The sequence below is a fragment of the Succinimonas sp. genome (assembly GCF_045225735.1).
Classification (GTDB): domain Bacteria; phylum Pseudomonadota; class Gammaproteobacteria; order Enterobacterales; family Succinivibrionaceae; genus Succinimonas.
Genome location: NZ_JBGVBR010000432.1, coordinates 1 through 11,302, shown reverse-complemented (window position 1 = coordinate 11,302; position 11,302 = coordinate 1). Strand labels below are relative to the sequence as shown.

General features: G+C 53.3%; 8 protein-coding genes. 4 read left to right on the top strand and 4 right to left on the bottom strand.

All coding sequences use genetic code 11. The annotated features are described in order from the left end of the window. The 3 genes from ACJROR_RS15050 to ACJROR_RS15040 form a co-directional block, all read right to left on the bottom strand. Positions 1 to 873, bottom strand: an 873-nt coding sequence (locus tag ACJROR_RS15050; RefSeq protein ID WP_406547808.1) for a hypothetical protein, incomplete at its 3' end; no start/stop codon positions are given. 1,196 nt (positions 874 to 2,069) lie between these two features. Next, positions 2,070 to 4,412 (bottom strand): clostripain-related cysteine peptidase, encoded by a 2,343-nt coding sequence (locus ACJROR_RS15045; protein WP_406547807.1) that lies wholly within the window; start codon positions 4,410 to 4,412, stop codon positions 2,070 to 2,072. 120 nt (positions 4,413 to 4,532) lie between these two features. After that, entirely contained in the window at positions 4,533 to 4,916 is a 384-nt protein-coding gene (locus tag ACJROR_RS15040) for a hypothetical protein (protein WP_406547806.1), read from the bottom strand. 318 nt (positions 4,917 to 5,234) lie between these two features. Here ACJROR_RS15040 and ACJROR_RS15035 point away from each other — a divergent pair, with 318 nt between their 5' ends. The 3 genes from ACJROR_RS15035 to ACJROR_RS15025 all read left to right on the top strand — a co-directional run bounded on the left by ACJROR_RS15035 (position 5,235) and on the right by ACJROR_RS15025 (position 8,676). Then, complete coding sequence (locus ACJROR_RS15035) at positions 5,235 to 6,005, top strand: RluA family pseudouridine synthase (RefSeq protein ID WP_406547805.1); 771 nt, start codon at positions 5,235 to 5,237, stop codon at positions 6,003 to 6,005. A gap of 249 nt (positions 6,006 to 6,254) precedes the next feature. Further along, positions 6,255 to 6,872 (top strand): hypothetical protein, encoded by a 618-nt coding sequence (locus ACJROR_RS15030; RefSeq protein ID WP_406547804.1) that lies wholly within the window; start codon positions 6,255 to 6,257, stop codon positions 6,870 to 6,872. A 100-nt stretch (positions 6,873 to 6,972) separates the two neighbouring features. Next, on the top strand, positions 6,973 to 8,676 hold the full coding sequence (locus ACJROR_RS15025; RefSeq protein ID WP_406547803.1) for an FAD-dependent oxidoreductase: 1,704 nt from the start codon (positions 6,973 to 6,975) through the stop codon (positions 8,674 to 8,676). Positions 8,677 to 8,978: 302 nt separating this feature from the next. On the opposite strand, the gene ACJROR_RS15020 is transcribed toward ACJROR_RS15025, so the two are convergent. Beyond that, entirely contained in the window at positions 8,979 to 10,013 is a 1,035-nt protein-coding gene (locus tag ACJROR_RS15020) for a hypothetical protein (protein ID WP_406547802.1), read from the bottom strand. 423 nt (positions 10,014 to 10,436) lie between these two features. On the opposite strand from ACJROR_RS15020, the gene ACJROR_RS15015 reads away from it, so the two are divergent. Further along, the coding region (locus ACJROR_RS15015; RefSeq protein WP_406547801.1) for a cation-transporting P-type ATPase at positions 10,437 to 11,302 on the top strand (866 nt) is incomplete at its 3' end.

Sequence of the window (11,302 nt, the reverse complement as noted above, 5' to 3'; positions counted from 1 at the left end):
CATGTTGCACATAGTGTCAATCCCCTCGCCTAAATTTTTTGTCATAGCTACTCCAAATTCATTTTCCAAAATTTTCTTCCGTTCAGCAACTGATTTTTTAAGTGAAAAAAGGGTGCTCAGCATTTTAATGATCGGTTCATCATCCTCCGTGACATTATTGGGAACCTGGATAACAATAGCCTCCATCAAATCATAGTCCTTCTTTTTGATGAACTTCTTTCGGCCCTTGCCTTTCGAACCAAGCTTTAACGTTTCAAAGGAATTTTCTGTTTCATTTCTGGGACTCGGACATATCCATATGGAATACACCTTGCGCATCTTGCTGTAAGTGAAGTTCTTCACTAAAATCTTCTGCTTTACCACCACCCGGCACATATAGTAAATCATCCGTTTTACCAGAGGATAATTCGGACTGGTATTCTGCTGGATTTCCAAATTCACTATCAAAATAGCTTTTTCCGGCTCGTCGGAAGAGGAAGCGGCCTCTGTTCCTGATGCCGCAGCATTCTGATCCCCCTGCCGCCTCTTCTTGCCCGGACGTTTGCCATTTGCTTTCGGGACCAGAACTTCAAAAAGAAGATCAAAACCCCTCCGCCCCTCCAGCAGCATCACATCATCGGTATTAAGCCCGACAATGCTGTCTGTGGCATCATCACCGTCCGGCGGAGTTTCGTCAACGCGTACCCCGTCCTTAAGACATTCTCTTTTGATAAAGTCCTTGTCGCAATTTCGAAATTCCCTAACGACCTCTCTCAGAATGATCGCCAGAATATCCTTGTTGCTGAGCACCTGCTTGGCTGCTGCGTCGCAGCGTACCTTCTTCTGGTTGGTAACATCCATAACATTGGCGAGATGCGTACTTTCTTGTGTCATGAAAAAACCTCATTCAATGACTGTTGGTGAAAACATTCGCCCAAAGTATAGATTATCAGTATATTTTGTCAATGGTTTCCGTTTCGGTAATGGTTCAGGTCACATTTTTCGGGATTTTGAGTGTCAAAACCCCGCTAAAAACGGTCATTTTCTAAAAATGACATGTTGAAATACTCCCTTGAAAAATTCTCAAAATAAGAAAACTGTGTTTGCAAATGGTCAAATTTTCACCAAGATCTTTTCAGGAATTCAGCGGAAAACCGCAAGTGCCGAAAAAGCCGGCCAAAAGATGCTGATCGCCCGCCCAAAAACCAATCGGCGGTGATCATTGGCAATGGCGACGAAATTACGGTTAAACAGGCAGGGGGTTACCTATGCAGTCCGGGAGACATTTCGGCAGGGCAGGAAATTAAGGATGCAGGAAGTTAAGGATGATACCGATCGATTGCCGTGTTCCCCCTGCTTTACGATGCCGGACAATGTCCGGGAGCGGTTTAAACATAAAAATCCCGGTCTCGCTGAATTTCCAGGCGCGGGAGCCTAAGCCGTAAAAGGCGGAAATTCAGTGAGATCGTGACCAGTCCCTGAGGTAATTCATGACTCCCCTTTGCGATGAATCCTGATCCCCGGCCCGGGCGCGGGCGAAATGTCCGCCTCTCCCCCGGCGAACCGCGGGAGGCCCCGGACATACCCGCATTCAATCAATGGATTCAATCAATGCAGGCAGAAACAGAATATTAAAGTTCCGAAGAATAATAATTAAGAAGGGAAGACGCCTGCGGCGCTTCCCGGTTAATGATTAAAGGGGCTCCGCCCCTTTACCCCTGAAACTGCCCCGTATTGCAAAAACTTAAGCGCGTGACAGTCTCTTAAGGCCGGATTTGCCGGTAATCCGGTACTTTGAGGACAGTACCATGCGGTACCGCTTATGATTTATCGGATTCGGAATACGGCGCCGGGGGATCAGGAATTTGGGATCAGGAATTTGGAGAACAAACAGTCAGGATTGCATAGAAAGGGGCGGCGCTAAATGTCAGCGGAGGCAGGCACCCCGGGGTGAAATTTTCAGCGTCTGCCATAAAAGGAGCCTTCAGCAATAAAAGGAGCCTTCAGCAATAAAAAAAGCCCTCCCTGAGGAGAGCTCATTAAGGACTTCAGGCTAAATCCCCGGTTCCGGGAAAAGCCTTCCGGCCCGGTTAATCATCCGCGGCTTCGGATTCATCATCATTTTCATCGTCTTCATCATCTTCTGAAGAATCATCACCGTCATTATCTTCGTCCGGGGAATCATCATCAGCATCGTCATCGTCAGCATCATCGCTGTCATCAGCGTCGCCGTCATCATCATCCGGAACCTGATATCCCGTCTCCTCCAGAAGATCCTCCAGCGTCTGATAAATAAGCTCGTTCTTGTCATTCATGGTAATGGCCACGATCTCCGACATGGCGCTGTTCCCGAAGGAATCCTTGAAGGTAAAGGCAAAGAGCAGCCGGCCCTGCCCCAGATCCTGATCCGCGATTTTGCTCTCCTTGTGGTAAACAAAGGTATCCGTATCAAAATCAGTGCTGTTTTTGCCGTCCAGGGTGGAAATGCTGAACACCGGAGTGATTTTGTCGCCGGGCTTAAGCTTGCTTCCCACGCGATCCGGAATCCCGTTTTCATTTATCCTCTGGGTGCCGATAATGTCGTACTCTTCCTTTTTGTTGTCGTACACAATCACCAGATTGTGGAGCGCCCCGTTGATTTTAACCTCGCTGGTGTAATTGATGAATTCATCAGAGGCGCTGACCACCGTCATGGAGAGAAGATGACCGTCCAGGGCCGGCCAGCTGCCGTCAATGTCATCGGTGAAGACGCCGGTGTCCCAGTCCTCCTCCAGAGTCACGTCAGACCCCAGGGGAACCAGATAACCCTCGACCTTGCCGTCGTTCTTTTTCTCAAAATCCACCAGAAACATGGTAAGCTCCGCGGAGCTCACTGATTTCAAAAGCTTCTGGGGCACGGTTACAAAGGCATTGTTGTCCTTGTCGTACCGAACCTTTAAATCCTCCAGCTTGGCAATATCCTTCTTCTGGGAGCTCTCCAGGGTGCTGGCGCTGACCACAATATTGCTGCCGGCAGCGCCCTGCAGTCCCGAGAGAAAGACCGCGGTGTTTTCAGATGGAGCCGGGGCCGGAGTTTCCGGAGCGCCGGTCTCATCAGGCTCGGCAATCTGATAGTCATCAAGATAGGTAGCATAGCGCTCATTGAAATCGCTGGCTTCCATCATCTCGTCTTCCGCATCCGCAATCCTTTTGGCCAGCCTTTGCACGCCGTCCTTGTCCAGGTAATTCACCATCAGGCCGTACATGATATTGAGCGGGAGCGGAGCGCCGTGCCGGTAGACATGCTCGTAGTTGGACTTCTGTTTGCCCACGGGGTAATAAACGGAGAGGCCCTTCCCCTTCACCACCTGTCCCTTGCTGGTGTGGATCACCGCGCGGTCAATGGCATTTAAAGTTTCCCGGGCCTCCTTGGGCGCAAAGGAGGTCAGTCCGGACACAAACTGCCGGAGGTCGATCACGTCGGAATAGTCATTCCGGGACTTATCCCGGGATCCGTAGCTCTCGGTTTTGCCGGCGATGCGGTCAATGGCGGAAATCTGGGCATTATTGTCCAGCACGGCATCCATCACGGCGGCGGAAAAGTCCGTAAAGGCCAGCATCAGATCCGGAAAATCGTCCAGGGAGATCAGAGAAAGAATGCTCTTCCGGCCCTTGTTGTACTTGTTGAGATCCTCCATGTAGGTGTCCGTAATGCGGGTGCCCAGCTTCCTGATGCTCATCCGGGGATTCTTTTCCAGCTCGTCCAGCCAGGGGGTGTAAAACCAGCCCAGAGCCGGTTCGGTTTCCGCGGAGGCGATCATGGCATGCCCCCACTTGTTCATGCTGTAGGCGGCGCTGACGCTGGACATCAGACAGGCATCAAAGCCGATGATCTCAAAGGGCTTGTTTTCCTTGCCGTACACCTTGCCGAAGGCCTCGGTGATTTCGCTGAGCTCGAGATAGTCATCGTTGAAGAGCTCGTCATAGCCGACACCGCCGGTGGGGCCTGCCCCGTGATCCCAGAAAATGATCATGCGGTGCTCCGGATCGTAGCGGCTCTCTCCCACCTCCAGAAAATGCTTCAGGGTGGCAGAATTACCCATGCTTTTGGCGGGCCCGCTGTCTATCAGCTTCAGCTTCTCATCCCCCTGATATTCAAAGATCTGAAGCTTTTTGCTGTTCACAAAGTCGTTGTGCCACTTGCGGGAGCCGCCGGTCTGAATAAGCACCCTGACGTTTTTGCCGGCATCGCTGTCCGTAATCTCCCCGATATCCAGAGAGGCATTGCCGCCGCTGTCGGAATCATCGTCGTCTCCGGATTCCAGATCCGACCCCACAAAATAAACATAAATAAGCCACGGCACCTGCTCCTTGGCGGCAGCGGTTCCGGAGAAAAACATCAGAAAAAGAGCCGCCAGAAGCAAAGGCGCTCTCATAAAACGCATTGCAAACATAGTGAATTCACGAAACGGATACTGAAAAACCCCGGAACCGGGGCAAAAAAAAGAGCGCCCGGAGGCACTCCTTTTAGACAGGGAAAAGCTCAAGCCCATCCCCGGGCAAAACCCTTTGAATTACTTAGCGGAAAGCTTGGTAATCAGAGAGTCGATGGAAGCGCACTGCTCTTCGCTCTCGCACTTGCCAACAATCATGGTAACGTTGCCGTCATCATCAAGGACAATTCCCTGTACGGCATCAGGGCAAACGAAATGATAGCCCTTGTGGCCGGCAATAGCAGTCTCGGTAGGAGCCTGGCATCCCTTCTCACTGGCGATCTTAGCGGCAATCTGATCTACAGGAGCCCCCTCGCTGGCGCCAAGATTTGCGGCAACCATGCGAATGCCAAGATCGCTTTCTTCAAACACATAGCTATCATCAGTCTGCTCAACAACAGCCCAGTCAGCCATAGCAGAAGCAGACATCAGGAGAGCTGCAGCTGCAATCATCAGTTTCTTCATAATAATTCCTTTCTTATTGAAGGTTGTAATTGAAAGCGCCAGATAAGGCCGAAACCCGCTTTTTGCAACCACCGCAGATTTCTTGATTATGATAATAGCACACTGCTGAATAACAGAGGTCAAATAATATATTGATGTTGGTCACATTGTTTTTGATTATGTTTTCAGAAAGGTAACCAGAAGAGCGTCGGATCGTTATCCTGCCTTGTTCCGTTGTTTTTGCCGCTTCCTTCTGTATTTTTGCGTATTTCTTATTCGTTCTCCTTCTGCTCTTGGGAAAATCCTTCCCGGCTGTTACAATCTCCGGGGGAGCCTGCCATGACCGAAATAATCTTTGAATACCGCCCGCCCGCCGGGGATCCGGAAATCATCTTTGAGAACCGGAATCTTATCGCCGCCGTTAAGCCCGCCGGTCTCCTTGCCGTTCCGGGGCAGCGGGAACGGGATTCCCTCACCTCCCGCATCAAGAACCGGTATCCCGAAGCCAACCCGGCGCACCGGCTGGACATGGCCACCTCCGGCATTGTGCTTTTTGCCCGAAACCGTGAAACCGCCGCCGCCTTTGTCCGGGACTTCAAAGCAAGGCATCCCCTGAAAATCTATGCGGCCTGGGTATCCGGCATCGTCCGGCATGACAGCGGAGCCATAAACTACCCCCTGGCCAAGGACATGGAAAGATCCCGGCTTCTTTCCGCTCCGGTCCAGAAAACCGATTACGTCTCCGGAAAGCCCGCCCTCACCTTCTACCGGGTGCTTAAAAGGGAAGAAACGGCAGGCCCGGGACGCACCCTGCTCCTCCTGTATCCGGAAACCGGAAGAACCCATCAGCTCCGGGCGCACCTTGCGGAAAGAGGCCATCCCATTATCGGGGACGACATTTACCGGAATCCGGGAGCGGACAGGCTCCGGGAGGCTTCCCGGGGTTTTCCGGAAAGGCTCCTGCTCCACGCCGCCTTTCTCCGCTTCCGGGATCCCGAAGGCGGCTCTCTTATAAGCGTTTATGCGGCCCCGGATTTTCCGGTGATTCCGGATTTTCAGGAACGCCTGCTCCGGGATCTCCCGCTGACAGGGCGGGAGATCCGGGACTGAACAAGTCCCTGGGCCGCGCGGGAAAAATTCAGAAAAATCGGCCGCATAACGAAAAAGCCGCGGGATCAGCCCCTGATTTTCCCTAAAATTGCACGCGTCACAGCAAAATCGCAACGAAATATCAGTTTAGGCTCATAAATCCCCGGTAATTTCTGCTATCTTTCTCTTATGACTAACAGGAGCGGCAAGAGGCCGCTCTCGTAAAACGGCCGGGAATTTCACGAGGAAAGCCCGCCCGAAGCATCATCTATGAACAGATCAGATATTCCGGACAGACTGATAAAACTGACCCGCATGGTGTGGCCGGACGGCTATGAGATCCATCGCGAGATCTACCGGCTGTATGAACAAAGCTATGTCCTCTCCCTGCAAACGGGAGTGCTCTGCGAACACCGTCTCTCCGACTTTCAGAATCTGGCGGATCACATCCGCTCCTACCGGGAGCAAATGCTCTCAGTCAGCATGAACGAGGTGATAGTGTCGCTGGTCTGTCTGGCCGTCAAGGCCGAAACCAACGAGTTCGACCATGACGACGATCTCAAGCGCTTTATCCATGACGAGCTCCGCCGCACCTTCGGATTTCTGGGATCCTTCGGGGACGGGCCGCTGTTCTGTCTAACGGAAATCGTTAACAGCTTTCTGAAGCAGGGCTACCCCATGATCCGGGATGAAGATGACGAAGATGATGAAGCGGACGATACCGGATCGGGTTTTGCAAATATTTCAGATCAGGCCCTGAAGGCCATAGAAAAGCTCCGGGAATGGGGCAATAACCTGATTATCAACGTGGGCACGGATGTCAGCGCCTATCAGGCGGAATCCGTGTACTACGGCATTATGACTCTCACCTTCTCCGAAGAGGAATAAAACAGCGCATTGCCGGACTCTGCTCCGGCAGTCGGCACAGCGCCGCGGGGAGCGGCCCCGCTCTCCGCGGCATCAGCAAATAATAAGAAGAGGTAACGGTATGGCTCATAAAACGGTGATTATCGGCGGTTCCGCCGCAGGCGCGGCAGCGGCGGCCCGGCTGAGACGGCTTTCCGAACAGGAGGAGATTATCATTCTCGAAAAGGGCAAGGACATCTCCTACGCTTCCTGCGGTCTTGCCTATTATCTCGGCGGCGAGGTGCCCCTCCGGCAGAATCTGGTCATTATTCCCCCGGGGGTGTTCTCCGAAAGATACCGCACCGAGGTCAAAACCCAGTGCGAAGCCATCCACATCTCTCCCGAAAAGAAAACCGTGGCGGTGCTGAACCATCAGAACGGCGAAACCGAGGAGATCAGCTACGACAGCCTGCTCATCGCCTCCGGAGCCGCGGCGCTCCGTCCGGAAAAGATCACCGGCATCACCCTGCCCCACATCTACAACCTGAGAACTCTGCCGGACGTGGACAGCATTCATGAGGAGCTTCCCAAGGAGCAGTCCCCCTCAGAGATCGCCGACGTGCTGGTAGCCGGCGGCGGCTTTATCGGCATCGAGGCGGCGGAAAACCTCACCAGAAAGGGCTTCCGGGTAACCCTTATCGAGCTTCGGCAGCAGCTTCTGCAGAATCTGGATCCGGAATTCTCCGGACTTCTGGTGCGGAATCTCCTGAAGCACGGCGTCAACGTTAAGCTGGGACTGGGAGTCAAGAGCTTTTCTCTGACTCTGGAGGACACCGTGGAAGCGGTATTCTCCGACAACTCCAAAAAGAAGTTCCGCTTTGCGGTGCTGGCTCTGGGCATCCGGCCGTCTACGGACTTTCTGGAGGGCTCCGGCATCGAGAAGGCTGCCAACGGGGCCGTTATTACAAACTGCCGCATGGAAACCAGCGTTCCCGGCATCTATGCCGCCGGCGACAATGCGGTAATTCTCAAGAACTACTCCAATGAGCTTACCTGGAGCCCCCTGGCCGGCCCGGCCGCCCGGGGCGGCCGCAGAGCGGCGGACAGCATCGCCCGCTCTCTGGGGATTCTGCCGGACAATGCCGCTGAATTCACCGGCACCTCCGGATCAGCCATTATCAGGGTCTTTGATGAAACCTACGCCTTCTCCGGCACCTCCGAATACGAGCTTAAGCAGAAGGGACTCCAGCCCGGTCAGGACTACTTCACCTCCTTTGTGATTCAGAGCTCTCACGTCAGCTGGTATCCGGGCTCTCAGGAGATCTTCATCCGGGGCATTTTTGACAAGAAGCGCGGCACCCTCATCGGAGCCGAGGCCGCCGGACGGAAAGGCGTGCACGAGGTCATTAACACCCTGGCCACGGTGATCGCGCTCCGGGGCACCTTCAGCGACCTCGCCAACATCGACCTGGCCTACTCCCCGCAGTACGGCAGCGCCAAGAGCAACATCAACATGCTGGGCTTTACCGCGGAAAACCAGGTGCTGGGACTGGGAGAATACCTCTCCCTCACCGCCTACAAGGCGCTGGACAAGAAGGATTACTATGTGCTGGACGTGCGGAACCGGGAGGAGGTGCTGAAGTACCGCATTCCCGAGGCGGTGAACATTCCTCTGGCTCAGCTCCGGGAACGCATGAAGGAGATCCCCAAGGATCGTCCGGTCATCGTGATCTGCGCCGTGGGCGTCCGGGCCTGGAATGCCGCCGGCATCCTGAGAGGTAACGGCTATCACAGCATCGTGCTTGAAGGCGGCGCCACTCTGCATTCCATGCTGCAGGGAAGCTAAGAAGGATATATAATAACAAGGAGGCGTTTTCCGGAAGAGGACTGTGAAATACCAGGAATCACCGGAACAGCCGGAAATCAGGTGAGAAACCGAAAACACGGAATGAACGGGGAATCAATAACTCATAACTGCCTGAAGGCGCAGGTCTGCCGGCAGTAAAAAAATAACCCCCTGAGAGAAAAAGCTGAAGACAAAACCTTCAGCTTTTTTATTTTGCGAGGCAGCGGAAAAGGAAACGGAATCAGCGGCGGCAGACCGGGATCCCCTCTCGGATCCGCCGCCGTGGCGCCGGCCCCCGAAGCTCAGTCTTCCAAAGCGGCCATTTTCTCGTTATAAAGCTTCACAAGACTCTCCCGGGGATCTATTTTCTCCTTATCCCGGAACTCCTCGTAAAGCTCCGTCCAAATCCGGTCATTGCCGCCGAAGCAATGCTCATTTTGCAGCATGCAGTAAAAAATGACCTCCTTGCGCCCGGAGTGCGTCCGGTGCTTTACGGACTCCTCAAAGAAAAGCCGGGCCCCTTTCTCAGACTCTCCGAGTCTGGTGTAAAGCCCCTGCAGCATCTCGCAGAGATTCTCAAGTCTGTCGCTGGCAAGACATTTTTCGATAGTTATAAAAAAGCTGGGACCTTCATCGGGGGGAAGCTCCTGCAGCAGGTCGGAAACTATTTCAGCGGAGAGCCTGAGGATATCTGCGTCATCCCTCATATGGTCAAGGTAAGACAGAATAAGGGAGGTGTGGAGAGAGGTTCTGTCAATGGATACATTGGTGGCCAGATCGATCATGTCGGCCAGGGTTTCGCGATCGGGCTTAACCTCCGGCAGAAAAACCCGGTCGCACAGCATGGCATAAAACTCTTCCTGATTGATCCCGATGGACGCAAAGGGATCATCGGATCTGAAAAGATAAACGCCGCACCCTTCAGTAAGCACCTGATAGATGTCCTTGAGACAATCCAGAGAGGTCTGATAATCCTCATCCGCCGGAGAAAACTGCTTGAGATCCTTCACAAAACGCTGCGCCTCAAAGCGCCATTTGCTCCGTCTTTCCTTGGAAACGGTTCTGTTAGGTCTCAGGTAGAGACCTTCCCGGGCATTATCGACAAAAGCGCTGATCTGGTCTCTAAGAGCGGCCATATCCGGAAGCGTCTTTTTGGGCTTAACCGGCTTAGCGGCTTTTTTGCTGCTGTCCTTGCCCTGAGACAGGAGATCGGTGATGCCGGTATCGATATCCTCCTTGCGATCCTTGGGAAGAGACTTGTAAACAATGTCGATGATCCCCAGAAGCTGCTTCTTGTCGGCAGTCTTGAGGAGGTCTCGCAATTCGCCAATCTTCATGTATGGTTACCTCCGGTAGCGGCGCTGCTGGAAAATGAAAAAAAAGAATGAAAAAACAAAGAAAGCGCTGTCCCCCGGCAGCAGATCCGGAGAGCTGCCGCCATTATCTCCGAAAGAGCTGTCTCCTGCATCTAAACCCGTCATAAAATCCCGCAAAGCACGGGATACCCCGCATAATTCCCGGAAACCGGATGAAATGCCATGCCGGCCGGGAGGAATATCCTGCTGCTGTCCTGCTACTCCGGCGGCAAAAACACACCGGAAAAACGAAAACTCATATCTGTCAGCGGGGTTTTTATGTTATAACGCCTTACAAATTGCGCTTATGAAAAACTGTTCTTTTTTGCAGTGTTTCCGGCGTCTGTTCACTTTTATTCATGTTTATTCACCTGTTATCAAGCAACGGCTTTTAAGGAGTCAGCTATGCAATTTAAAGGTCTGACGGAACAGGAGGTCCAGGAATCCCGGGCCCGTTACGGCAGAAACACCATTTCGGAAAAGCATCCCCTCTCGTTCTGGGAAATGCTGTGGGAGAACTTTAACGATCCCATTATAAAAATCCTTCTGTTGGCATTGGTTATCAACGTAGTTTTCTATTTCTTCGGACAGTCCGAGTGGTATGAATCAGTGGGCATCCTCATCGCCGTGCTTCTGGCTGCCTTTATCTCCACCATGTCCGAGTACAAAAACGATACCGCCTTCCAGAAGCTGCAGGAGGAAGCCTCCAAGATCCGCAACAAGACCTACCGCGACGGCGTGGTGAAGGAAATTCCCATTGACGATCTGGTGCAGGGGGACGAGGTGCTCCTCCAGACCGGCGACCGGGTGCCCGCTGACGGCTATCTTCTGTACGGCAATGTGGACACCGACCAGTCCCAGCTGAACGGCGAATCCGAAGAGGCTCACAAGATCGCCAATCCGGAACAGCCCTTCCCGGAAAATCCCAAGGATCTTTTTGATGCGAGACTGGTATTCCGGGGATCCAGCGTGGGTTCCGGCGAAGCGGTTATGAAGATCACCAGCGTGGGCGACAAGACCGTGTACGGCTCCATTGCCGAGGGGCTGAGCTCCGGCGTGGAAAGAGACACCCCGCTCAAGGTCAAGCTCCGCAAGCTGGCCGAGCAGATCAGCATCTTCGGTTATGCCGGCGGCATTCTCGTGATGGTGGCCTACATGGTGCATGCCTTCATGGGCGTGGACATTCCCTGGGGCGATTACTTCAGCGCTCCCTGGAGCGCCGCCGAGGGCGCGGTCAACTTCTGGACCGATATCCTGCACTCCATCATGTT

Excerpts from the sequence above, each read along its gene's own strand:
- ACJROR_RS15045 (WP_406547807.1), bottom strand. The coding sequence starts at position 4,412 with ATGTTTGCAATGCGTTTTATGAGAGCGCCTTTGCTTCTGGCGGCTCTT.
- ACJROR_RS15040 (WP_406547806.1), bottom strand. The coding sequence starts at position 4,916 with ATGAAGAAACTGATGATTGCAGCTGCAGCTCTCCTGATGTCTGCTTCT.
- ACJROR_RS15035 (WP_406547805.1), top strand. The coding sequence starts at position 5,235 with ATGACCGAAATAATCTTTGAATACCGCCCGCCCGCCGGGGATCCGGAA.
- ACJROR_RS15030 (WP_406547804.1), top strand. The coding sequence starts at position 6,255 with ATGAACAGATCAGATATTCCGGACAGACTGATAAAACTGACCCGCATG.
- ACJROR_RS15025 (WP_406547803.1), top strand. The coding sequence starts at position 6,973 with ATGGCTCATAAAACGGTGATTATCGGCGGTTCCGCCGCAGGCGCGGCA.
- ACJROR_RS15020 (WP_406547802.1), bottom strand. The coding sequence starts at position 10,013 with ATGAAGATTGGCGAATTGCGAGACCTCCTCAAGACTGCCGACAAGAAG.